The organism is Bradyrhizobium sp. USDA 4538 (genome assembly GCF_024171045.1).
Classification (GTDB): Bacteria; Pseudomonadota; Alphaproteobacteria; order Rhizobiales; family Xanthobacteraceae; genus Bradyrhizobium; species Bradyrhizobium australafricanum.
The window spans coordinates 3,426,783-3,449,316 of record NZ_JALJZE010000001.1; the positions used below are offsets into that span (position 1 = coordinate 3,426,783).

A 22,534-nucleotide genomic window follows, 5' to 3' on the forward strand; every position below is an offset into this window, starting at 1 on the left:
TCCTATTGGAACCAAGACATGTTTCCATTGGAACCCTGACGTGCCAGAATAGGTTGCAAGGACGTCCAGCCGCACGTCAGCCCTGGGCCCAGAGACAAGCTTTGCCGGCAGGCTGGAGGTTGCTTTGGAAACGGTTCCTCGATCACCCAACGGCTTCCTGGCGTCGCTCTCGGCGAGCGATTTCGAATTGATTCGGCCGCATCTGCGGACGGTCGACCTCGCGGCCGACTCGGTCCTGGTCGAGACCGACGAGATGCTCAAGCGGACATACATGCCGCACAAGGGCGTGATCTCGCTGGTGGTCAAGCTGGCAAGAGGCGAGCGCGTGCAGGTCGCGATGGTCGGCCGCGACAGCATCTATGGCGCATTCGCCCCGCTCGTCGAAGGGCCTGTCCTCAACAACGCCACGGTGCTGGTGCCCGGCGTCGCCTCGACTGTGGAACTCGAGCCGTTGCGCGCAGCTGCCGGCCAGAGCCCGACGCTTCGCGCGAGGTTGATCCGGCACGGGCTCGCCGTCTATGCCCAGATCCAGCAAACCGCCGGCTGCAACGCCGCGCACACCGTGGAGTCACGGCTGGCACGATGCCTGCTGCACACGCGCGATCTCTCCGGCAGCAACAAGATCGTCCTGACGCAGGAGGCGATGGCGCAGATGATCGGCGCGCGCCGCAACAGCGTGTCGCTGGTCGCGCATACCCTGCAACAGGCCAATTTCATCCACTACAGCCGCGGGCACATCGAGATCACCAACGCGGATGGGCTGATCAAGACCGCGTGCGAATGCTACGCCGCGGTCAAGGCGCAATATGCCGGACTGCTGAATTGTCAGGAAGTCGGCCGCTAGAGTTCTTTATCTTGCCGAGTTGTCGTCGCGCGAACCGGCACCCGCTTCGCTCAAAAGCGCTCTGACCGCTGTGCAAGCCGTACTTCTACGGCGTGCGATCTTCATCGTCGGATAACGCTGTTTCCTCACATTCACGTGGACGCACGGGGGAGCCGATGTTCACGTTCCAGACGACCGACCGGAAGGAAGCCCGGCGCTTCCGCATGGCCCAGTTCAACGGCCGGACCGCCACCATACGGTCGGCCGACGCCACCGTTACGGGACGCGTGCGCGCGATCGTCGAAAGCAAGTCTGGCGCGACGGCGGCGTGGGTGGTCACGATCGTTCCGGATGAACCGAAAACATCCGCGCCGGCCGCTCGGCTCGCGCCGCGCCTGTGCTTCGCCGCGGAAGACGATTTCTGAGAACCGGGTTCTAACGAACCGAACACCGCTCAGAGCGTTCCGATGGAATCAGAATGCGGCCCTGGATTTCAGTTTTGACGCGTCTTCTTTACGCGAACCACTTCGCTTGAAAACGCCCTATGCTGAATGCAGCAAGGCCTTGCGGACGAGATCGGCGGTGTTGCGCGCGCCGAGCTTGCGCATCGCCTCGGCGCGATGGCTCTCGAACGTGCGCGGGCTGATGTTCATCCGCAGCGCGCCCTGCTTGTTGGAATAGCCGTCGCTGATCAGGCTGAGCACTTCACGCTCGCGCTTGGTCAACGGCTTGCGGCCGGCTTCCGGCGCGAACATGACATCCGGCGACCGGGAGCCTGCCGGCTTGTCGTCGCCCGGCGGCTTGAGGTCGGCGGGCGGGACGGCATTGGGATAGAGGTCGGAAATCTGCTTCAGCATCGCGGACACGCGCTCGGTCTGCTCGAGCGCGTTCTCGATCACCTGCCGCAGATAGACGCCATTGCCGGGCGCGTGCGCGAATTGCTGACTGTGCTGCTTGAGCTCGTTCATATAGAGCAGCAGCGCCGTCACCGGCCCATTGAACTGCCGGACGATCGCGGCACCGGCGTCCGCCCGCGGCCGCGGCGCTGCGGGTCCCTGAGCCTCAAGCGGCTGCGGCTCGAGCGTCGCGGTTCCACCCGTCCATGCCGGAAGGCGCGCCTCGGCTCGGTTGTCATGTTGCGTCATAAGTATGGTTTACCAAAGGTGAACTTGTGGCCGCGTTAACACGGGACTCCGTAGAACTACGGGTGACGCAACTGTGACCTCGGGCCCCGACCTGCCAAGCAGGCGCAGATTACCGCTGATTTGGCAACGAATCTCGCATATTTGAGTCGAATTACAGTATTCTTACGGGACGGATGGGCGAGGCTGCCACCGGCGGGATTCTCCGCCAGGCATCGACCTTCAACGGTTCGGCCAGCCATTTCCGGCCCCCTGGTTCCGGATTGAAAAAGGTCGGAATTCGCGGCCCGACATCGCCTCAGGGGCGCCGGAGCCGAAGGAATTTCTGCAGGAACCGCCCCGAAAGAACGAACCTGAACCACCAATACGCCATTCGCCGGGTCGTCATCGATCATCCCTCTGGGCATCGGGATGGCCTCGGCATACCGCACGCGGGCGCGCGCACCTATGAGACGGTTCACATCAACCGAGAAGCGTCGGGCAGGCACCGGATCAGGCGAATGTCAATTTACAGCCCCGGCAGGCGTCGCGATGATCGCCGCCTCTCGATCAGCAATAAGGGCGCGGGCATGAAGCGAGGGCGGAACGGATTCTGGATTTCCTTGATGACGATTGCGGCGCTCGCCGCGGCACTGCTGCTTGGCGCAGGCGCGCAGGCCCAGACCCCGCCGACCAGCGATGCAACGCCGACGCCCGACACCGCGGTCATGCTCACCATCTTCTTCAAGCATGATCAGTCACGACCGCTCGGTGAGCTCAATGCCCAGCTTGAGCGGCAGGGCTTCTACAAGGCGTTTCCGCCCGAGGGTGTCGAGGTCGTCAGCTGGTACGTGATGATGGGGATCGGCCAGGTGGTGACGCTGCGGCTGCCGGCATCGCGGCTGCGCGAGGTCAACCGCGTCATCGAGAACAGCGCCTGGGGCGCCTACCACACCGAGTTCTACCCGACCTATGACTACAAGGCGGTCGGGATCGGCAATCATGAAAAAGCAAAGCAGTAGCCGGTCGCATCGAGACCGATGTCGGGAGTCACGGCCGCGCGCCGGAGTTGCCGGTTTTGGCCGAAGACCGGGCTAGCGATTGGATCCGATCCACCGCCTATGCGTGGGCCCGCGAGCGCTGGCTCAATCGCTTTGCCAGCGTCCGCAAATCCTCGGCGCGCCCGCTGCAAAGCAGGCGGCTGAATTCGTCAGGATCGATGGAGGCAGGCGGAAAATCGGCTGGGTTGCGTGCGACACGGCGTAGCCAGGTCAATCGGAAGAGACGCTTGAGCATCTTCATGGTTGTCAGCCCCGATGAGCATCATTGTTAAATCGCGGCAATGAAATTTGGTTCCACACCTTGTGGTCGCCCGACGCAAAATTTGGTTCAACGCCGTCAGGCGAACAGCGCCTTGCGCTTTTGCACGCGCGCAATGGATCGCCGCACCGCGGCCTGATCGAGTGATCCATCCTGCACCGCACCCGCGACCGCCGCGGCGATGCCGGCCATCTCCTGCTCCTGGTCGAACAGATTGTTGCCGATGCAGATCATGTCCATGCCGGCGGCGATCGACTGCAGGCTGGCCGCGCTTGTGCCGAGCGCCTTCTGCAGCCCCTGCATCTGCATGTCGTCGGTGATCAGCAGCGTCTCGGGCAGACGACGGCGAAGCCGGCCGAGCCCGGCCGATGACAATGTCATCGGACGCTGCGCGTCCCACTGCCGGACAATGGCGTGGCTGACCAGCACCGCATCGCCATAGGTGCGCGGCGCCAGCGCGTAGAACAGCTCCTCCTGCTCGGGACGCAGCGCATCGGAAATGTCCATGAACTCCAGGTGCGAATCGACGCTTGCACCGCCGATGCCCGGAAAATGCTTCAGGCAGAGGCCTACTCCCGCCTGCCGCGCCGCAGCGTCGACCAGCCGGGCATTGGCCTCGACCTCACCGATATCGGGCGAATAGGACCGCTTGATCCTGCCGATGTTGGGATTGTCGGGATTGTAGTCGACGTCGATGACGGGCGCGAAATTGTAGCGGATGCCGAGCCGGCGCAACTCGCCGTAGCTTGCGGCCAGGACCGTCTGCTTTTCCGCGCGCGCGAGCAGATTGAACTGCTTCGCGCTCGGCAGCGGCTGAAAACCGCAGCTGTCCTTGAGCCGGCGCACCAGGCCGCCCTCCTGGTCGATGAAGACCAGCGGCCGCGACGGCAGCGCCGCGATCTCGGCGCAAAGCGATTGCACCTGCGCGGGCGAAGCGATGTTGTTGTCGTACTGCCGGGTCTGGCAGGAATAGTCGAACAGGATCACCCCGCCGAGCCCGAATTGCGCGGCAAATTCCTTCAGCCAAGGCGGAACGACCTTGCCGTAGAAGCCGAGGATGAAGAGTTCGCCGACGGACATGGCCACTCGATTCGGTTGCCGCATGGAATCAGCCGCGCCCGATGGAATAGCATGCTGCGGCGGCGGTAAGAATATGACGCAGGCAGCAGTTCGACTGCGTTCCCCGTGCTCGCATCACTATGTTAAGACACGCCGGCGGGCCTCGATCGCCTGCCACGACACAAGGACTTTCGGAAACGCCCATGACAGCAGCTTACGTCCCGCAAATGGCCCTTTACCGCCAATGGCTGAAGCAGACGCGCGGCCTTGAATTTGCGGATTTCGAGGCGATGCGGCGTTGGTCGGTCACCGATATCGACGGCTTCTGGCAGAGCGTCTGGGATTATTTCGACCTGCGCTCGCCGACGCCGCATTCGGCGGTGCTGGCCGAGCGCAAGATGCCGGGCGCGGTGTGGTTTCCCGGCGCTGCGGTGAACTACGCGCGCCAGGTCTTCCGCCATGTCGCGCCGGCGCATGCCGCGGGACTGCCGGCCTTGATCTCGAGCGGCGAGGACGGCAAGCTCTCGGAGACGAGCTGGCCCGAGCTGCAGCGCAAATCGGCAGCGCTGGCGCTGCATCTGAAGGCCAACGGCGTGCGCGCCGGCGACCGGGTCGCCGCCTACTTGCCGAACATTCCCGAGACGATCATCGCGTTCCTCGCGACCGCGAGCCTGGGCGCGGTCTGGAGCGTCTGCGCGCCCGACATGGCGGCGCCCGCGGTGATCGATCGCTTCAAGCAGATCGAGCCGAAGGTGCTGATCGCCTGCGACGCCGTGACCTATGCCGGCCGGCGCCACGACCGGCAAGGTGTGATCGAGGAATTGCGGCGCGCGCTGCCGACCGTGCAGCATGTCATCCTGCACAGCGACGCCGCGCCGTCCGAGACGCGATTGTCAGCGATCCTCGCGGGCCGGAGCGCGGCGATCGACGCCTTCGAGCCGGAATGGCTGCCGTTCGATCATCCGCTCTGGATCGTCTATTCCTCGGGCACCACCGGCTTGCCGAAGCCGATCCTGCACAGCCATGGCGGCATCATCGTGGTGGCGCTGCCGCTCTCGACGCTGCACAACGACATCGGTTGCAGCTATCAGCCAAACTCGTTCGGCGAACGTTTTCACTGGTACTCTTCGACCGGCTGGATCATGTGGAATTGCCAGGCCAACGGCCTGCTCAACGGCACGACCTGCTGCATCTTCGATGGCAGTCCCGGCGGCACCAAGGACAAGCCGGACTGGACAACGCTGTGGCGCTTCGTCGCCGACGCCAAGGCGACCTTCTTCGGCGCAGGCGCGGCGTTCTTTGCCAATTGCACCAAGGCGGAAATCGATCTCGCTGCCGTCGGCGACCTCTCGGGCCTGCGCACGCTCGGCTCGACCGGCTCGCCGCTCAGCGCCGACACCCAGGCCTGGTTCAACGAGCGCTTCGCCGCGCTTGCGAAGCAGAACGGCAACGCCGCGCAGGTCGATATGTGGTGGGCCAATATTTCCGGCGGCACCGACTTCGCCGGCGCCTTCATCGGCGGCAATCGCGAATTGCCGCAGACGCCGGGCATCATGCAATGCCGCCTGCTCGGCTGCGCGGTGGAAGCGTTCGACGAGCAGGGCCGCGCGGTGATCGACGAGGTCGGCGAGCTCGTCTGCACCGAGCCGCTGCCCTCGATGCCGCTGCGCTTCTGGAACGATCCCGGCAACGCGCGCTACCTTTCCAGCTATTTCGAGACCTACCCCGACAATTTCGACGGAAGTGGCCGCGGCCCGGTGTGGCGGCATGGCGACTGGCTCAAGATCAACCCCGACGGCTCCTGCGTGATCTATGGCCGCAGCGACGCCACCATCAACCGCCATGGCTTGCGGATGGGCACCAGCGAGCTCTATTCCGCGATCGAGGCGCTGCCGGAGGTGCTGGATTCGATGGTCGTCGACCTCGAATATCTCGGCCGCGACAGCTACATGCCGCTGTTCGTGGTGCTGCGCGAGGGCATCGCGCTCGATGCCGCGATGAAGGCGAAGATCAACAAGGCGGTCGAGGCCGGGCTGTCGCGCCGCTTCCTGCCCAACGACATCTTCGTGGTGGCGGAGATTCCGCGCACGCTGTCCGGCAAGAAGCAGGAGCTGCCGGTCAAGAAGCTGCTGCTCGGCCACCCCGTCGAGAAGGTCATCAATCGCGATGCGATGGCCAATCCAGGATGCCTCGACTGGTATCTCGATTTTGCAAAGAGTTATCTGAGCAGGCAGGCCGGCGCGGCGTAACGGCCGCTGAATGCCACTCGCGTTTGGGATTTCACGACATGCCTTCACCCAGCTACATCGACCCGCTCAACGGAAAGCTCTATCCGCTGGATAATCCGCGCTGGTGCTCCGACGAAGGCAAGCCGCTCCTGATAACGCCGCTGCCGGGCATCTCCCGCGACGACATCGATCGCGCGACGCGGTCGCTGTGGCGCTACCGCGCGGCGCTGCCGGTCGAAATCGGGCAGCCGATCACGATGGGCGAAGGCTGCACGCCTGCCGTCGAGAAGGCGTGGGATGAGCTGCGGCCGCATTTCAAGCTCGAATGGTTCAATCCGACCGCAAGCTTCAAGGATCGCGGCACCACGGTGATGCTGTCGTTCCTGCGCCAGCTTGGCGTCGATGCGGTGCTGGAGGACTCTTCCGGCAATGGTGGCGCGTCGGTCTCTGCCTATGGCGCGGCGGGCGGGATGCGGGTCAGAATCCTCGCGCCGGCGACGACGTCGCCGATGAAGGTGGCCCAGATGCACGCCTTCGGCGCCGAGGTGCAGCTGGTCGAAGGCCCGCGCGAGGAATCCGAGGCGGAAGCGATCCGCCAGTCGAAGCAGATCTTCTACTCCAGCCACAACTGGCAACCGTTCTTCCTGCAGGGCACCAAGTCGCTGGCCTACGAGATCTGGGAAGATTTCGGCTTCACCGCGCCGGACAACGTCATCATGCCGGTCGGCGCCGGCAGCAGCCTGCTCGGCTGCTATATCGGCTTCAAGGAACTGCTGGCGGCCGGGCAGATCGCGCGCCTGCCGCGCCTGTTCGCGGCACAGCCGCTCAACTGCTCGCCGGTCGATGCCAGCTTCGCCGCCGGCGTCGACACGCCGGTCGATCGCGCGGTCCGCAAGACCATCGCGGAAGGCACCGCGATCAAGCATCCGCTGCGGCTGAAGCAGATGATCGCGGCGCTGAACGAGAGCGGCGGCGGCACCGTCGCAATTCCCGAAGACGGCATCGTCGCCGCGTTGAAGCGGCTGGCGCAGACCGGCCTGTTCGTCGAGCCGACCTCGGCCTCGGCCGCCGCCGCGCTCGATGTCCTGAAGGCGCGCGGCGCGATCCGGCCGGCGGAGCGCACCGTCGTCATCATCAGCGGCACCGGGATCAAGGCAGCGGGGCTGATCACGGAGCTGCTCGGAGCGAGCTAGCCTTTAGCGCGCTCCGATTGGCTGTCCCTATCCCGCCTTGCGCAGCCTCAGGGACTCGTAGAACGCGGTCTCGAAATTGATGTAGCCGATGAAGGACGTCGGATCGCCAAACGGCAGGATCTGCGTCGCCCAGTATCCGCCAAAACCGTTCTGCCGATCGATCCAGTAGAACAAATTGGCGAGACCGGCCCAGCCGAGCGCACCGGCGGGGCGGCCGGTCGGAGCCTGCTCGTCATTGATCATGAAGCTCAACGCCCAGGACTTCGACTGACCGGGGAAGAACTCGGCGTCGTTGGCGAGCGAGGTGATCACGCCGGTGATCGCGGTGACCTTGTTGTTGCCGAGATGATTCTTCTCCGCCATCCGCACGGTCTCCGCCTTCAGGACACGCCCGTGCTCGCCGGCGCCGTCGTTCAGCCACATCCGGATGAAGCGCATGTAGTCGCCGATGGTCCCGTAAAGCCCGTGGCCACCCATGTGGATTTCGGGATTGGCCGGCAGCTCGAAATCCATCGGCGTGAGCGAGCCGTCGGCGTTGCGGGCGTGGATGCCGGCGAGCTTGCGGCGCATCGCGTCGGTGAGCTCGAACGTCGTGTCCATGATCCCGAGCGGCTCGAAGATCCGCGTCCTGAAGACCTCGCCGAGCCGGCGGCCGGTGATGGCCTCGACGATCTGGCCGCACCAGTCCATGTTGGTGCCGTACTCCCAGCGCTCGCCCGGATCGAACAGCAGCGGCGTCATCAGCGAAGCCTTGGACGCCGTGATGACGCTGGGCTGCCCCTTCTCCTGCGCCAGCCGGTTATAGGTGTGATTGATGAAGTCGTAGCTCAGACCCGCGCTGTGGACCATCAGCATGCGGGTGGTGATGTCGCGCTTCGGCGGACGCAGCCGCGGCTCGCCCTTGTCGTCAAAACCCTCGATCACCTGGAGCTTGCCGATGTCGGGCGCGTAGGTCCTGGCGGGTGCGTCGAGATCGAGCTTGCCTTCCTCGACGAGCTGCAAGACGGCCGTCCCGGTGATCGCCTTGGTGGTCGAGAAGATCGCGAACACGCTATCGGCCGTCATATCGGCGGGCTGGTCGAGACGGCGCTTGCCGGCGGCACCTTCGTAGATGTTGCGATGGCGGTCGGTCACCATCGCAACGACGCCGGGAACGCGCGGGTTTGAAGTCACGACGCCGTCGAGAATCGCATCTGCTGCTGCACTGAAATTCGTGCTCATTGTCTTCCTCCTGTGTTTTGTGATGCCCGGATGGAGCGGAGCGAAATCCGGGACCAGCGACGCCGGGCGGCACAAGCCCCCGGATTACGCTTCGCTCCATCCGGGCTACGAGGTCCGAATGCGGTCGGCCCTACTGCGTGGCGAAACCGCTATAGCCGCTCGCGGCGACCTCGTCGCATTTCTGGCGATAGGTGCCGACACCGCCGCAATAGGACAGCACCCGGCGCGGCTTGCCCTCGACATTCGAGCCCAGGTACCAGGAGTTGGTCTTCGCGATCAGCGTTGCGTTGGCGGTCTCATCGTGATGCGCCACCCACTGATCCTCAGTATCCCTGGTCGGCTCGATGACGTTCAGGTTCTTGCCGCGCAAATATCTGATACAATCGGCAATCCACTCCACCTGCTGCTGCAGGCAGGTGGTCATGTTGCAGAGTGCGGCCGAGGGCGCGAGCGGCACCGCTGTTGTGAACAGGTTCGGATAGCCATGGACCTGCAACCCCATCGTGGTACGGATGTCCCTGCCCCAATCGTCCTTCAGCGATCGCCCGTCGCGGCCGCGGATATCGATCCGCGTCAACGCTCCCGTTCCGGCGTCGAAGCCGGTCGCCAGGATGATGACGTCGAACTCGTGCACCGTGCCGTCGGCGGTCTGGATACCCTCAGGCGTGATGCGGGCGATCGGATTGTTCTTCACGCTGACGATCTCGACATTGGGCCGGTGGAAAGCCTCGAGGAAATTGCTCTCCAGCGGCACGCGGTGCGTGCCAAAGCCGTAGTCAGCGGGAATCAGCTGTTCGCACAGCTTGGGGTCCTTGATCCGCTCGCGCATCCTCTCGCGCACGAATTCGGTGATCTCGGCATTGACGGCTTCGTCGAAGAACAGTTCGGCGAAGGACGAGACCCACAGCTTCAGGGATCCGTCGTTCCAGCAGTCCTCGATCACCTCGCGGCGCTGCTGCGGCGTCAGGTCGGCCCAGGCGTGCTCGAAGTCGAATTCGAAGCCGGTGAACGTTTTCGGCAGCCGCTCGGTGAGGAACTTGAACTTAGACTTGTAGGCCTCGGCATCCGACGCATCCCATTTCGGATTCTTCATCGGGATGATGTATTGCGGGGTGCGGATGAACACCTTGAGGTGGCCGACCTCACCGGCGATCGACTGGATCACCTGGATTCCGGTCGCGCCATTGCCGACCACGCCGACGCGTTTGCCGGCAAGCTCGATCGGCCCCTTGGGCCAGCGCGCGGTGTGGAACAGCTTGCCCTTGAACGTCTCCTGTCCCGGGAAGGACACGTGCGGGGCCGAGAGCATGCCGCAGCAGGTGACGAGGAACTGGGTATCGATCACGTCGCCCTGGTCGGTCGCGACCAGCCAGCGTTGCGTCGCCTCATCGAAATGCGCGCTCTTCACCGTGGTGCCGAACTGGATGTCCTTCCTGAGATCGAGGCGGTCGGCGACGTAGTTCAGCCAGCGCTCGATTTCCGGCTGGCCCGGGAATCGCTCGCTCCAGCTCCAGCCTTTGTAAAGCTCCTCGGAGAACAGGTACTGATAGGTGTGGCCTTCTGAATCGAAGCGTGCTCCGGGATAGCGGTTCCAGTACCAGGTGCCGCCGACACCAGACCCGGCGTCGATCGCCTTCACACTCAATCCCTGCTCACGCAGGCGGAACAATTGATAGAGACCGGCGACGCCGGCGCCGACGACCACGGCGTCGAGCTTGGTGGTTGCATGCGCACCATTGCTTCCATTCGACCTTGTGACGGTCTCGGTCATGATTTCCTCCTGTGTCTGGCTTCTCGCACGCACCTTCCCATCCGCGGTGTCGCCGGATGATGGTGCGTTGCGTCAATTTGGGTCTCGACCGCTCGCGCTGTCGCCGAAACGCAGAGCAGGCTACGGGCCGTTCGGCCGCGCGGCTTGGACGAAACCGACAATCTCTGGAACGCCGCCGTTCAATTGCCCGACCGGCCATTGGTCTCCTTGGCAAATGGCGAAAGCGGCCTATTCTGCGCTCAGCCGTCCGGCCAAGAACAAGCGGTCAACCGCGCCACGAATCCCAGGGAGGAGGCTCGCGCGATGGGCCAGTTGATCACGGTCGAGGAGCTGCCGCGCTACGCTCCCGGCGAGCTGAAGCTGGATAGCGCCTCAGTCGGGAGGAACGATTTCCGGCTGCGCATCTTCCGCTATGCGCCGTCCGACATCTGGGTCCCGCCATCGGAGAACTTCCTCCTCGTGCTCTATCGCGACGGCACGACGTCGATGAACCGCCGTGTCACCGGCGCATGGAAGCAGGATCACGTCGGTCGCGGCGTCACGTCACTCCTGACCCGCGCAGAGCCGTCAAGCTGGCACTGGAAGAATGACATCGAGGTCACGCACTTCTATATCTCCCCCGCCCTCATGATGAAGACGGCGAGCGATGCCTTCGACCGCGACGCCGAGGCGATCGAGCTGCACGATCTGCTCAAGGCCGAAGATCCGATGCTGACCTGGATCAACGACCAGATGGTTCAGGAGGTTGCCTCGGGAGGTCCGGGCGGACGCCTCTGTTATGACGCGCTGGCGCTGCAGGCGAGCGTGCATATTCTGCGGAAATATGCGGCGATCGAGTTCAAGATGCCCTGCGCGCAAGGACGCTTTCGCCCGGCGCATGCCCGGCTGATCGAGGACTATATCGAGCAGAACATCTTCCGGAACATCACGCTGGAGGAGCTCGCGAACATCTGCAATTGCACGCCGGTCCAGTTCGCCCGCAAATTCCGCGTGCATTACGGCATGCGGCCGCATGCCTATGTCCTGCGGCGCAAGGTGGAGCATGCGTGCCAGCATCTGCGCAAGGACCGCGTCGCACTGAAGGAGATCGCGCTGCTCGCCGGCTTTGCCGATCAAAGCCACCTCAATCGCGTGTTCCGGCAGCACATGAACGTCACGCCGGCGGAATATCGCCGGCAGGTCTGCGAGCACTCCGTCCAGGCGTGAGACCGGGCCAGCGACGGACTCACACTGGCGGCGGATTGAGGCGCGCGAAGCCTTCCTGGATCCGGTAGGGATAGTACGGATAGGCCGGCATCACCGCGCTCGCGCGATCGAGACGCGCGATCTGGTCCGCCGAGAGCGACCATCCGACCGCGCCGAGATTGTCGCGCAACTGCGCCTCATCGCGGGCGCCAATGATTACGGACGACACGCTCGGCCGCGCCAACAGCCAGGCAATCGCGATCTGCGGCACGCTGCGGCCGGTCTCCGTGGCTACCACGTCCAGCGCGTCGACGATCGCGTAAAGCTTCTCGTCGTCGACCGGCGGCCCGAACTGCGCGGTCTCGTGCAGGCGGCTGTTGGTCGGCAATGGCTGCCCGCGCCTGATCTTGCCGGTGAGACGGCCCCAGCCGAGCGGGCTCCAGACCAGCGCGCCGACGCCCTGGTCGAGCGCAAGCGGCATCAGCTCGGATTCATAGTCGCGGCCGACCAGCGAATAATAGACCTGGTGCGCCACATAGCGCGGCCAGCCGTGCCGCTCGGCGACACCGAGCGATTTCATCAGATGCCAGCCGGAGAAATTCGAGGCGCCGACATAGTGCAGCTTGCCGGCACGCACCAGCGCGTCGAGCGTCGACAGCACCTCGTCGACCGGCGTGAAGGCATCGAAGGCATGAAGCTGCAGCAGGTCGATATAGTCGGTGCCGAGCCGGCGCAGCGCGGCGTCGACCGCGGCGACCAGGCGATACCGCGACGTACCGGCATCGAGCGGGCCGTCGCCCATCGGCAGGCCGGTCTTGGTCGAGATCAACACCTTGTCGCGGCGGCCCTTGATCGCGGCGCCGAGGATCTCCTCCGACGCGCCGTTCGAATAGACATCGGCGGTGTCGAACAAATTGACGCCGGCCTCGAGGCAGATGTCGATCAACCGTCGCGCCTCGCTGGCGTCGCTGCGGCCCCAGGCCGAGAACAGCGGCCCCTGGCCACCGAAGGTGCCGGTGCCGAAGCTGAGCACCGGGACTTTCAGGCCGGACGCACCGAGATTGCGGTATTCCATGGTCATGCTCCCTTGATCCGATTCATTCCGCCGGGCACTGCGCGGCGAGCGCGATCGGCCGATCGAGGCGCAGGCTCCACAGCGCAAGCAACAGGCCGATTGCAGTGATGACGGCGGCTACCAGCGGCAGCGCGCCGAGGCCGAGGCCGCGATCAATGGTGACGCCGCCGGCCCAGGCGCCGAGCGCGTTGCCCAAATTGAACGCCGCGATATTCAGGCTCGAGGCCAGCGTCCGCCCTTCGACGCCGGCGGCTTCGAGCACGCGGAGCTGCAGCGGCGCGACGGTCGCGAACGCGGCGATGCCGAGAATGAACAGCAGCACGACCGCCAGTGCCTTGATCGAGACGACCGCCGTCAGCGCGACGAGCACGGCGGCGAGGCCGCCGAGCGATGCCAGCAGCGCCCGCGCCAGTCCCTTGTCGGCGAGCCGTCCGCCGGCGACGTTGCCGATCGCAAGGCCGGCACCGAACACCAGCAGGATCGGCGACACCGCGGCGTCGGAGAATCCGGTGATCCGCGTCAGGATCGGCTGCACATAGGTGAAGACCGCGAACAGCCCGCCGAAGCCGAACACCGTCATCGCAAGTCCGAGCAGCACCTGCGGGCGGCCGAGCACGCCGAGCTCCTCGCGCAGCGGCGCAGGCTTGTCGTTGGCGCCGACATGGCCGGGGACCAGCACCGCCAGCACGATGAACGCAATCACGCCGATCGCGGCCACCGCCCAGAACGCCGCGCGCCAGCCGAGCATCAGGCCGAACCAGGCGCCGAAGGGGACGCCGAGCAGGGTCGCGACCGTGAGCCCGATGAACATCGTGGCGATCGCCGATGCGCGCTTGTCTTCCGGGACGAGGCTTGTCGCCACCACGGAGCCGACGCCGAAGAATGTGCCGTGCGCCAGCGAGGTGAGAATGCGTGCCGCCATCAAAAGCCCGTAGCTCGGCGCCAGCGCACACGCCGCATTGCCGAGCGTGAAGATCGCCATCAGCGCCAGCAATACCGCCTTGCGCGGCATCCGCCGTGTTGCAAGCGTCAGGATCGGCGCGCCGACGAACACGCCGAGCGCATAGCCGGAGATCAGCAAGCCTGCCGCGGATACGGATACCTGCATGTCGGCGGCGACCTGCAGCAGCAGTCCCATGATGAGGAATTCGGTGGTGCCGATGCCAAAGGCACCGGCGGTCAAGGCAAGGACTGCAGCAGGCATGTGTCGCTCCGGACAAAAGGATTCCGCAAAGCGAGATAGCGGTCCGGGCGGGGAAGGATTAGAATGGCCGCAATCCAATCATTTGTGACTTGAATTCAATATGGCCCGCACAGATACCAACCGCTCCGGCGAGATGGACGTATTCGTTCGCGTCGTCGATCTCGGCGGCTTCACGGCTGCCGCGAACAGCCTGCGCCAGACACCGTCCGGCGTCAGCAAGCTGGTCTCGCGGCTCGAGACCCGGCTCGGCACGCGGCTCGTCAACCGCACCACGCGCAAGCTGCAGCTCACCGAGGAAGGCCAGGCGTTCTACCAGCGCGCCCAGCGCATCCTCGCCGATATCGACGAGGCCGAACGCGAGGCCGCCTCATGCGTGCCCCGCGGCCATCTCACCGTGAACAGCAACATCCCGTTCGGCATGCTGCATGTGATGCCGCTGCTGCCGCGCTTCATGCGCGAACATCCCGACATCACGCTCGACATCGTGCTGACCGACACGCTGGTCGATCTGATGCAGGCGCGCGCGGACGTCGCGATCCGGGTCGGTCCGCTCGGCGCCTCGCGGCTGATCGCACGCAAGCTTGGCACCAGCCGCATGGTGGTGGCCGCCGCGCCGTCCTACCTCGCCCGCTTCGGCACGCCGAAGACGCCGGCCGACCTCGCCGCCCATCGCGGCATCGGCTGGACCTTTCCGCGCAGCATCCGCGGCTGGCCGTTCCGCCGCGCTGAACGGATCGAGGAAGCGCTGCCACCGCCGGTCGCCCGCGTCAGCGACGGCGAAGCCGCGCGTCAGCTCACGCTTGGCGGTGTCGGGCTCGGCCGGCTGGCGCTGTTCCACATCGGCCCCGATATCGAGGCCGGGCACCTGGTGCCGGTGCTGCAAAACCTCAATCCCGGCGACCGCGAGGACATCCACGCGGTCTACGTCGGCCACGCCGGCCCGCTGCCGGCGCGGGTCCGCGCCTTCATCGATTTTCTCGCGCAGCACATCCGCATCGGCGATCCCTCGCTGCGGCGCGGCGCCGATGGAAAATGGAAAGTCGTGGGCGACAAGTGAGCATTCAATGACGCACGAGCCCCCGGCCTTCCTGTCCGTCACCGAAACGATCCGCATCGCCGCGGAGCCAACGCATGTGTGGGACGCGATCATGGACCCCAAAGCGGGCGAGAGATGGCGCAACTCGCATTTCAGGACCGATTGGCGGATCGGCACGCCGGTCGACATCGAGGCGGAGATCGGCGCAAAGCGCTATCGCGACAAGGGCCGCGTCCTGCATGTCGAGCCGCCGATGCGGCTCGAATACTCCTATTGGTCGCAGGTCTCCGGCCTGCCGGATGTTCCGCAATCCTATGCGACGATCACGATGACGCTTGTGCCTGACGGCGGCGATACGGTGCTGACCGTCACCCAGCAGGCGCCGCCGTCGCCGATCCGCCGCGGAAGCGGCTGGGAAATCGGGCCCGACTCAGGCGCCAAACACGTTGCCTTTTACTGGCGCATGACGCTGCCGCGCCTGAAGCAGGCGGTCGAGCAAGGACGCGCCGCGCAATAGCGCGGTCTAGGCCCGCGTCAGCAGGAAGAGCTGCGTGACATAGGGGAACACCACTTCGTCGGCGTCGCCGAGACCGGCCTCACGCAGGATATTGTCGGTTTTGTCGCGAAGAGCCGCCTTCTCCGCATGGGGCAAATTGGCGACATAGCTCGTCGATGCGATGCGCTCGAAGACGTCCTGTCGCTTCATCCGGTGCGGATGGTCCTGCACGATTTCCCTCTCAAGCACGAAGCGCGGGTCCTTCAGGATCCAGCGCCAGCGTCCGGTCCGCTGCCGGGGCGTGTCGCCCGCATAGCCCTCGATCATGACGGACAACGCGTCGACCCACGGCGTGCGGTCATCCCTGTTGTTCCAGACCAGCGCAAGCGTCCCGCCGGGACGCAGCAGTCGCGCGATCTCGGCGACCGACGGCTCGTTGTCGAACCAGTGGAACGCCTGGGCGCAGGTGACGAGGTCGACGCTGCCGGTATCAAGATTGATCGCATCGGCGCGCGTGTTGATGACCTCCACCCCGGCTTCCCTGGCCAGCCTGGCCGACATCTCGGCGACGGGCTCGACCGCGATCAGGCGCGCAGCCGCGGGCAAATGCTGCAGCAGCAGGCGGGTGAACTTGCCGGTTCCGGCACCAAGGTCGACGACGCAGCGCGCGGCCGCAAGCGGCAGCGCGGCGACGATCTCCGCAGGGTAGCTCGGCCGGCCCGCCTCGTAGGCGGCGACCGCGACACGATAATTCTCGGCAGTGGGGTTCAGTGTCATTGTTGCTTCTCCTGCGCGCCAACCATCCGCGGTGCGATCCGCGGAACGGTATAGAGCAGCGCCTGCACAGGACTGGAAGAGCGCGTCGATTCAAAATTCGCTGAAGATCTCTCACCTTTGCGTCAGCCCCGCAGCTCCACTGCTCCCCGTTGAAGATGCGCGCATTTTGAATGATTTGCTTCGGCGGGTTTCGCATAGCAACCTTACGCGCTTGTGGCACATCAACATCGCAGTTCCAGGTTGCAAGTTGCGGTTGGCTGAACGACAGTCCGCGATGGCGGACGCGGTCTGTCGCGCTTGTGCGGGACAAGCCCGATCCCTCCCCCGCACCGGAGCGACCATGCAGCGATCCAGGGCAGTCTTCATCACGGCTATCGTCTACGCCCTGATCGGCCTGGTCCTCGCGGGCGGGGGCATTTGGCTCGCCGCACTAGGTGGATCGCCCTTCTACATTGTCCTCGGCGTCGGCATTCTCGCCACGGCTGCGCTGTTGCTGGCGCGGCGCCATCAGGCGCTCTGGCTGTTTGCGATCGTGCTGCTCGGCACGCTGGCGTGGGCCGTCTATGAGGTGCGGTTCGACTGGTGGCCGCTCGCGGCGCGTGGCGACATCATCTTCCCCATGGCGCTTTGGCTGCTTACGCCGGTGATCGTCCGTGCCCTGACACGAAGCGGGCCGGTGCCTTACATGCGCGCGACGGCGCCACTCTGGATCGGCGTCGTCGCTGCTGCGGCGGTGCTCATCGCCGGGCTGCTGTCCAGCTATCACGACATCAACGGCACGATTGCCGAGTCCGGCTCTGCCGTGCCGCAAAGCGAAGCCGACCCGCAGCCGGACGGCGACTGGCGCGCCTATGGACGTACGCAGTTCGGACAGCGCTATTCGCCGCTGAAGCAGATCACGCCTGACAATGTCGGCAACCTCAAGGTCGCCTGGACCTTCCGCACCGGCGACGTGAAGACACCAGAGGATTCCGGGGAGACCACCTTCGAGGTCACCCCGATCAAGGTGCGCGATACGCTCTATCTCTGCTCGCAGCACCAGGTGCTGTTTGCGCTCGACGCCAAGACCGGCACGGAGCGCTGGCGCTACGACCCCAAGCTCGTGCACAACAAGACGTTCCAGCACATGACTTGCCGCGGCGTCTCCTATCACGAAACCGCGCAGGGCGCCGTCGACTCTGGCGGCAATCCGGCGCCGGCCGAATGCCCGCGGCGGATCTTCCTGCCCGTCAATGACGGCCGCATGATCGCGCTCGATGCCGACAGCGGCAAGCTCTGCGATGGTTTCGCCGATCACGGCATCCTCGATCTGCAGCAAGGCATGGGGATCAAGACCGCCGGCTTCTTCGAGCCGACGTCGCCGCCGGTCGTCAGCGACAAGATCCTGGTCGTGGCCGCCGCGGTGATCGACAATTATGCGGTCGAGGTGCCGTCGGGCGTGATCCGCGGCTTCGATGTCTATACCGGCAGGCTGGTCTGGGCCTGGGATTCCGGCGCGGCGGACGAGAACGCATTGCCGTCGCCGACGCGTCATTACACCAACGGGTCACCGAATTCCTGGATCACCGCCTCGTTCGATCCGAAATTGAATCTGGTCTACATCCCGACCGGCAACAACGGACCTGACATCTGGGGCGGCAATCGCGATGCGCTGGTCGAGCGCTATTCCAGCGCCGTCGTCGCGCTTGACGTCAACACCGGCAAGCGCGCCTGGTCGTACCAGACCGTGCATCATGATCTCTGGGACATGGACGTTCCCTCGCAACCGAGCCTGGTCGATGTGACGACGGCCAAGGGCGTCGTTCCCGCGCTGATCCAGCCGACCAAGGTGGGCAACATCTTCGTGCTCGACCGCAGGACCGGCGAGCTGATCGTGCCGGCGCCGGAACGCGCGGTGCCGCAAGGGCCCGCGCCCGGCGACCGCTCCGCAGCGACGCAGCCGTTTTCCGAACTGACCTTCCGCCCGGAGGCGAAGCTGACCGGCGCCGACATGTGGGGCGGCACGATCTTCGACCAGTTGCTGTGCCGGATCATGTTCCACCGCTTGCGCTACGAAGGCACCTTCACGCCGCCGTCGTTGCAGGGCACGCTGGTCTTCCCGGGCAATCTCGGCATGTTCGAATGGGGCGGCATCGCGGTCGATCCGGTCAGGCAGATCGCCATCGCCAATCCGATGTCGCTGCCGTTCGCCTCCAGGCTCATTCCTCGCGGTCCGCTCAATCCTCCGGCGCCGACAGCCGAGAAACCGGTCGGCAGCGAGGTCGGGGTGCAGCCGATGTACGGCACGCCGTTCGGCGTCGGTATCTCGAGCTTCCTCTCGCCGCTCTCCGTGCCGTGCTACCGGCCGCCATGGGGCTCGATGGCCGCGATCGATCTGAAGACGATGAAGATCGTCTGGCAGCATCCCAACGGCACGATCCGGGACACCACGCCGCTGCCGCTTCCATTCAAGATGGGCGTGCCGATGCTGGGCGGGCCGATCACCACCGCCGGCGGCGTTGCGTTCTACACCGGGACCTATGAGTACACGATCCGGGCCTACGATGTCCGCAACGGCAAGGTGCTCTGGGAGGATCGACTGCCGGCCGGCGCCCAATCGACGCCGATGAGCTACGAGGCTGGCGGCAAGCAATACGTCGTCACCGCGGCCGGCGGCCACGGCTCGTTCGGCACCAAACGCGGCGACTACGTCATCGCCTACGCGTTGAAGGATTGAGCCGCGTCATTGAGGCCGTCATCTTCCTTCCCCCTGAAAGGGGGAAGGTCGGGATGGGGGTCAGCCGCAGGCAATGCTCTCTGCGGAGGGCGCGGATCCCCACCCGCTTTGCTCTAGCGAGCAAAGCGACCTCCCCTTTCCAAGGGGAGGTGGAACTGGCCCAACTGGATAGCTCCAGACGGGTTGGCAAATCCGGCCAAAGCCGCTAAAGGTCCGCCCCCTTTCACAGACAATCCGAGCATGACATGTCGAGCGCCCCGCCCGCCGTCTCGATTGGCGTCGATTTTGGCACCAGCAACACCGTGGTCGCGCTGTCCGACGGCGATGGCCGCGTCGAGGCTGTTCGCTTCGACCACGGCGGCCGCACGCATAGCGTCTATGTGTCCGCGCTGTGCTTCTGGGAGGAGCGGCCGGGCGCGGGCCTGCATCCGCGCGCCGAGGGCGGCCCGTGGGCGATCGAGCAGTTCCTCGAGGGACGCACGATCCATCGCTTCATCCAGTCGTTCAAGACGTTCGCGGCAAGCTCGGCCTTCAACACCACCCAGATCTTCCGGCAACGCTACAAGTTCGAGGACCTGCTCGCGGCGTTCCTGCGCACGCTGACGCGCCATGCCGGCGAAGGATTCGATCTCGGCGCGCCGACCATCATGGTCGGCCGGCCGGTGAAGTTTGCGGGCGGCAATCCCAATGACGAGCTGGCGATGCAGCGCTACCGGGCCGCGTTCGAGCGGCTCGGCGCCGGCCATGCGCGCTATGTCTACGAGCCGGTCGGCGCGGCGTTCTCCTTCGCGCGCACACTGGACCACGATGCCACGGTGCTGGTCGCCGATTTCGGCGGCGGCACCAGCGACTTTTCCGTGATGCGGTTCTCGCGCAAGGGCGGCGTACTGCGCGCCGAACCGCTAGGCCACGCCGGCATCGGCATCGCCGGCGACACCTTCGATTACCGCATCGTCGACCACATCGTCTCGCCGCGACTCGGCAAGGGCACCAGCTACCGCTCGTTCGACAAAGTGCTGCCGATCCCCAATCACTATTATTCGAGCCTCGCCCGCTGGCATCAGCTCGCGATGATGCGGGGCAATGGCGATTTGCGCGAGTTGCAGCAGCTCGCGCGCACCGCGCTCGATCCGGCGCCGCTGCACGATTTCATCACCATCGTCGACCACGATCTCGGCTTCGCGCTTTACCGCGCCGTGTCGGACACCAAGGTCGCGCTGTCGAGCCGCGACCGTGTCGAGTTCCGCTTCGCCCGCGAAGGCATCGATATCGGCGCGACCGTGACGCGCGACGATTTCGAATCCTGGATCGCCGACGACATCGAACCGCTCGGCGCGACGGTCGACGAGGCGCTGGCCAAGGCGGGCATCACCGCCCGCGACGTCGAGAAGGTGTTCCTGACCGGCGGCACCTCGTTCGTGCCCGCCGTGCAGCGCCTGTTCGCCGAGCGTTTCGGCGCAGCGCGGCTGACCTCGGCGGATCAATTCGAATCGATCGCCTACGGCCTCGCTTTGATCGGCCACACGCCCGATCCCGACCGCTGGACCTTCGCCGAAGCCGCGTGACGGCCGGCTTCGCGCCTTGATCCCGGCTCAATCGACGACTACATCACGTCAATCATCAATCCCTGAGGATGCCGACGGCCATGGATTTCACCCTGACAGCAACGCCCATCAGCCTTGCCCTCGGGGATATTCATGCCTGCATCGATCGCGCTCTCTCATCTGACCCTGTCCGCGCCTGACGGCCGGGTTCTCCTTTCCAACATCGATCTGAACTTCGGACCCGAACGCACCGGTCTTGTCGGCAGGAACGGCGTCGGCAAGACGACGCTGCTCGGCCTGATCGCGAGGGTGCGCACGCCGCAATCCGGCACGGTCTCGGTTCAGGGACGCGTCGGGATGCTGCATCAGACGGTTCAGCTAGAGCCGGATGAACGCGTCGTCGACCTGTTCGACGCGCGCCGCGCATTGGCCGCGCTACGTCGTGCCGAACAGGGCCTTGCGAGCTCCGAGGAGATTGCCGACGTCGACTGGACGCTCGATACGCGCATCGCGGCCGCGCTCGAGCGCGTCGGACTGAGCGATGCACTCGACGCGCCGCTGGCAGCGCTGTCCGGCGGCCAGGCCACCCGGGCGCGCCTCGCCGCCCTGACCTTCGCGCAACCTGATTTTCTGCTGCTGGATGAGCCGACCAACAATCTCGACCGCGCGGGACGCAAGGCGGTGATTGACCTGCTCGCCGACTGGCGACATGGCGCCATCATCGTCAGCCACGACCGCGAATTGCTGGAGACGATGGATGCGATCGTCGAACTGACCTCGCTGGAAGTCAGGCGCTACGGCGGCAATTGGAGCCAGTACCGCGCGCGCAAGACCATCGAGCTGTCGGCAGCACGACACGATCTGGCCGATGCCGAGAAGCGCATCGCCGAGATCGACCGTAACGCCAGAGAAGCCAACGAACGGAAGGCACGCAAGGACGGCGCGGGTGCAAGGAAGCGCGCCAAGGGCGATTTGCCGCGCATCGCCGCCGGGCTGCGCAAGGACCGCAGCGAAGATAGCGGCGGCGAGAACGCCCGTCTCGCCGAACGACGGCGGACGCAAGCGCTCGAACTTGCCACCGCGGCGCGGCAGCGCATCGAGGTGCTGCAACCGTTCTCGGTGCAATTGCCCTCGACGCATCTGCCGGCGAGCAGGATGGTGCTGCGGATCGACGCGGCCGATGTAGGCTACAGCACGGACGCGCCGATCCTGCGTGATCTCACCTTCTCCATGTCAGGTCCGGAGCGCGTCGCGATCACCGGCCCCAACGGCGCCGGCAAGACGACGCTGCTCAAGCTCGTCAGCGGCGAATTGACCGCGGCGCGGGGCACCGTCGAGGTGATGACCCGGTTCGCCATGTTCGATCAGGCGGTCAGCCTGCTCGATGCGTCGGCCTCCATCCTGGAGAATTTCCGGCGCATCAATCCGGATGCCGGCGAGAACGCCTGTCGCGCGGCGCTGGCGCGATTCGCGTTCCGCGCCGATGCCGCGCTGCAGCCCGTTGCGAGCCTCTCCGGCGGCCAGTTGCTTCGCGCAGGTCTTGCTTGTGTGCTGGGCGGCGTGATGCCGCCGCCACTCCTGATCCTCGACGAGCCGACCAACCACCTCGACATCGAATCGATGGAAGCGGTCGAGGCCGGCCTGCGCGCCTATGACGGCGCGCTGCTGGTCGTCAGCCACGATGAGGCCTTCCTCGAGGCCATCGCAATCACGCGCAGACTGGATCTCGTGTCGTGGAGGTGATGCGGAGAGCGGAGCAATTGCC

Annotated in this window: 19 protein-coding genes; 11 read left to right on the forward strand and 8 right to left on the reverse strand. The window is 65.4% G+C overall.

The genetic code is table 11. The annotated features are described in order from the left end of the window. Positions 1 to 124 precede the first annotated feature (124 nt). Positions 125 to 844 carry a Crp/Fnr family transcriptional regulator gene (locus tag J2R78_RS15320; protein ID WP_057020884.1) on the forward strand — a complete coding sequence of 240 codons (720 nt, stop codon included), beginning with the start codon at positions 125 to 127 and terminating at the stop codon, positions 842 to 844. Positions 845 to 999: 155 nt separating this feature from the next. Continuing rightward, positions 1,000 to 1,248 carry a hypothetical protein gene (locus J2R78_RS15325; RefSeq protein ID WP_253605381.1) on the forward strand — a complete coding sequence of 83 codons (249 nt, stop codon included), beginning with the start codon at positions 1,000 to 1,002 and terminating at the stop codon, positions 1,246 to 1,248. 117 nt (positions 1,249 to 1,365) lie between these two features. Here the strand turns inward: J2R78_RS15325 and J2R78_RS15330 are convergent, their stop codons facing one another. Then, a complete protein-coding gene (locus J2R78_RS15330; protein ID WP_253605384.1) occupies positions 1,366 to 1,968 on the reverse strand; it encodes a helix-turn-helix transcriptional regulator in 603 nt (200 codons plus the stop codon). Between the two features lie 566 nt (positions 1,969 to 2,534). Here J2R78_RS15330 and J2R78_RS15335 point away from each other — a divergent pair. Next, positions 2,535 to 2,966 carry a hypothetical protein gene (locus J2R78_RS15335; protein WP_375167122.1) on the forward strand — a complete coding sequence of 144 codons (432 nt, stop codon included), beginning with the start codon at positions 2,535 to 2,537 and terminating at the stop codon, positions 2,964 to 2,966. Positions 2,967 to 3,063: 97 nt separating this feature from the next. Here J2R78_RS15335 and J2R78_RS15340 read toward each other — a convergent pair whose 3' ends face one another. Then, on the reverse strand, positions 3,064 to 3,246 hold the full coding sequence (locus tag J2R78_RS15340) for a hypothetical protein (protein WP_092090013.1): 183 nt from the start codon (positions 3,244 to 3,246) through the stop codon (positions 3,064 to 3,066). A gap of 96 nt (positions 3,247 to 3,342) precedes the next feature. After that, positions 3,343 to 4,344, reverse strand: coding sequence for a glycoside hydrolase family 3 N-terminal domain-containing protein (locus J2R78_RS15345; protein WP_253605387.1), 1,002 nt, complete (start codon positions 4,342 to 4,344; stop codon positions 3,343 to 3,345). A 182-nt stretch (positions 4,345 to 4,526) separates the two neighbouring features. On the opposite strand from J2R78_RS15345, the gene J2R78_RS15350 reads away from it, so the two are divergent. Both J2R78_RS15350 and J2R78_RS15355 read left to right on the forward strand, forming a co-directional pair. Next, on the forward strand, positions 4,527 to 6,572 hold the full coding sequence (locus J2R78_RS15350; protein WP_253605390.1) for an acetoacetate--CoA ligase: 2,046 nt from the start codon (positions 4,527 to 4,529) through the stop codon (positions 6,570 to 6,572). Positions 6,573 to 6,610: 38 nt separating this feature from the next. Beyond that, positions 6,611 to 7,744, forward strand: a complete 1,134-nt coding sequence (locus J2R78_RS15355) for a threonine synthase (protein WP_253605393.1) — start codon at positions 6,611 to 6,613, stop codon at positions 7,742 to 7,744. A 27-nt stretch (positions 7,745 to 7,771) separates the two neighbouring features. On the opposite strand, the gene J2R78_RS15360 is transcribed toward J2R78_RS15355, so the two are convergent. Together J2R78_RS15360 and J2R78_RS15365 are read right to left on the reverse strand one after the other, a co-directional pair. Continuing rightward, entirely contained in the window at positions 7,772 to 8,965 is a 1,194-nt protein-coding gene (locus tag J2R78_RS15360) for a serine hydrolase (RefSeq protein WP_253605396.1), read from the reverse strand. A gap of 130 nt (positions 8,966 to 9,095) precedes the next feature. Next, positions 9,096 to 10,736, reverse strand: a complete 1,641-nt coding sequence (locus J2R78_RS15365; RefSeq protein ID WP_253605399.1) for an NAD(P)/FAD-dependent oxidoreductase — start codon at positions 10,734 to 10,736, stop codon at positions 9,096 to 9,098. Between the two features lie 303 nt (positions 10,737 to 11,039). Here J2R78_RS15365 and J2R78_RS15370 point away from each other — a divergent pair, with 303 nt between their 5' ends. Then, positions 11,040 to 11,942, forward strand: a complete 903-nt coding sequence (locus J2R78_RS15370) for a helix-turn-helix transcriptional regulator (RefSeq protein ID WP_253605401.1) — start codon at positions 11,040 to 11,042, stop codon at positions 11,940 to 11,942. Positions 11,943 to 11,961: 19 nt separating this feature from the next. Here J2R78_RS15370 and J2R78_RS15375 read toward each other — a convergent pair whose 3' ends face one another. Continuing rightward, positions 11,962 to 12,996: an aldo/keto reductase gene (locus tag J2R78_RS15375; protein ID WP_253605403.1), complete on the reverse strand. Its 1,035-nt coding sequence runs from the start codon at positions 12,994 to 12,996 to the stop codon at positions 11,962 to 11,964. Between the two features lie 22 nt (positions 12,997 to 13,018). Then, complete coding sequence (locus J2R78_RS15380) at positions 13,019 to 14,200, reverse strand: MFS transporter (RefSeq protein ID WP_253605405.1); 1,182 nt, start codon at positions 14,198 to 14,200, stop codon at positions 13,019 to 13,021. A gap of 100 nt (positions 14,201 to 14,300) precedes the next feature. On the opposite strand from J2R78_RS15380, the gene J2R78_RS15385 reads away from it, so the two are divergent. Further along, the gene (locus J2R78_RS15385; protein ID WP_253605407.1) at positions 14,301 to 15,257 is read left to right on the forward strand and encodes a LysR family transcriptional regulator; all 957 of its coding nucleotides are present in this window, start codon (positions 14,301 to 14,303) and stop codon (positions 15,255 to 15,257) included. Between the two features lie 7 nt (positions 15,258 to 15,264). Beyond that, positions 15,265 to 15,753 (forward strand): SRPBCC domain-containing protein, encoded by a 489-nt coding sequence (locus J2R78_RS15390; RefSeq protein WP_253605409.1) that lies wholly within the window; start codon positions 15,265 to 15,267, stop codon positions 15,751 to 15,753. Positions 15,754 to 15,759: 6 nt separating this feature from the next. Here J2R78_RS15390 and J2R78_RS15395 read toward each other — a convergent pair whose 3' ends face one another. Beyond that, positions 15,760 to 16,509 carry a class I SAM-dependent methyltransferase gene (locus tag J2R78_RS15395; protein ID WP_253605411.1) on the reverse strand — a complete coding sequence of 250 codons (750 nt, stop codon included), beginning with the start codon at positions 16,507 to 16,509 and terminating at the stop codon, positions 15,760 to 15,762. Positions 16,510 to 16,849: 340 nt separating this feature from the next. On the opposite strand from J2R78_RS15395, the gene J2R78_RS15400 reads away from it, so the two are divergent. The 3 genes from J2R78_RS15400 (at position 16,850) to J2R78_RS15410 (ending at position 22,512) form a co-directional block, all read left to right on the forward strand. After that, on the forward strand, positions 16,850 to 19,225 hold the full coding sequence (locus J2R78_RS15400) for a glucose/quinate/shikimate family membrane-bound PQQ-dependent dehydrogenase (RefSeq protein ID WP_253605413.1): 2,376 nt from the start codon (positions 16,850 to 16,852) through the stop codon (positions 19,223 to 19,225). A gap of 245 nt (positions 19,226 to 19,470) precedes the next feature. Beyond that, positions 19,471 to 20,790: an Hsp70 family protein gene (locus J2R78_RS15405; RefSeq protein ID WP_253605415.1), complete on the forward strand. Its 1,320-nt coding sequence runs from the start codon at positions 19,471 to 19,473 to the stop codon at positions 20,788 to 20,790. A 132-nt stretch (positions 20,791 to 20,922) separates the two neighbouring features. Then, positions 20,923 to 22,512 carry an ABC-F family ATP-binding cassette domain-containing protein gene (locus tag J2R78_RS15410; RefSeq protein WP_253605417.1) on the forward strand — a complete coding sequence of 530 codons (1,590 nt, stop codon included), beginning with the start codon at positions 20,923 to 20,925 and terminating at the stop codon, positions 22,510 to 22,512. Positions 22,513 to 22,534: the final 22 nt, after the last annotated feature.

Coding starts and splice junctions, on each gene's coding strand:
- J2R78_RS15405 (WP_253605415.1), top strand. CDS start 19,471: ATGTCGAGCGCCCCGCCCGCCGTCTCGATTGGCGTCGATTTTGGCACC.
- J2R78_RS15385 (WP_253605407.1), top strand. CDS start 14,301: ATGGCCCGCACAGATACCAACCGCTCCGGCGAGATGGACGTATTCGTT.
- J2R78_RS15330 (WP_253605384.1), bottom strand. CDS start 1,968: ATGACGCAACATGACAACCGAGCCGAGGCGCGCCTTCCGGCATGGACG.
- J2R78_RS15390 (WP_253605409.1), top strand. CDS start 15,265: ATGACGCACGAGCCCCCGGCCTTCCTGTCCGTCACCGAAACGATCCGC.
- J2R78_RS15395 (WP_253605411.1), bottom strand. CDS start 16,509: ATGACACTGAACCCCACTGCCGAGAATTATCGTGTCGCGGTCGCCGCC.
- J2R78_RS15400 (WP_253605413.1), top strand. CDS start 16,850: ATGCAGCGATCCAGGGCAGTCTTCATCACGGCTATCGTCTACGCCCTG.
- J2R78_RS15360 (WP_253605396.1), bottom strand. CDS start 8,965: ATGAGCACGAATTTCAGTGCAGCAGCAGATGCGATTCTCGACGGCGTC.
- J2R78_RS15355 (WP_253605393.1), top strand. CDS start 6,611: ATGCCTTCACCCAGCTACATCGACCCGCTCAACGGAAAGCTCTATCCG.
- J2R78_RS15350 (WP_253605390.1), top strand. CDS start 4,527: ATGACAGCAGCTTACGTCCCGCAAATGGCCCTTTACCGCCAATGGCTG.
- J2R78_RS15410 (WP_253605417.1), top strand. CDS start 20,923: ATGCCTGCATCGATCGCGCTCTCTCATCTGACCCTGTCCGCGCCTGAC.
- J2R78_RS15375 (WP_253605403.1), bottom strand. CDS start 12,996: ATGGAATACCGCAATCTCGGTGCGTCCGGCCTGAAAGTCCCGGTGCTC.
- J2R78_RS15335 (WP_375167122.1), top strand. CDS start 2,535: ATGAAGCGAGGGCGGAACGGATTCTGGATTTCCTTGATGACGATTGCG.
- J2R78_RS15380 (WP_253605405.1), bottom strand. CDS start 14,200: ATGCCTGCTGCAGTCCTTGCCTTGACCGCCGGTGCCTTTGGCATCGGC.
- J2R78_RS15345 (WP_253605387.1), bottom strand. CDS start 4,344: ATGTCCGTCGGCGAACTCTTCATCCTCGGCTTCTACGGCAAGGTCGTT.
- J2R78_RS15340 (WP_092090013.1), bottom strand. CDS start 3,246: ATGAAGATGCTCAAGCGTCTCTTCCGATTGACCTGGCTACGCCGTGTC.
- J2R78_RS15365 (WP_253605399.1), bottom strand. CDS start 10,736: ATGACCGAGACCGTCACAAGGTCGAATGGAAGCAATGGTGCGCATGCA.
- J2R78_RS15370 (WP_253605401.1), top strand. CDS start 11,040: ATGGGCCAGTTGATCACGGTCGAGGAGCTGCCGCGCTACGCTCCCGGC.
- J2R78_RS15325 (WP_253605381.1), top strand. CDS start 1,000: ATGTTCACGTTCCAGACGACCGACCGGAAGGAAGCCCGGCGCTTCCGC.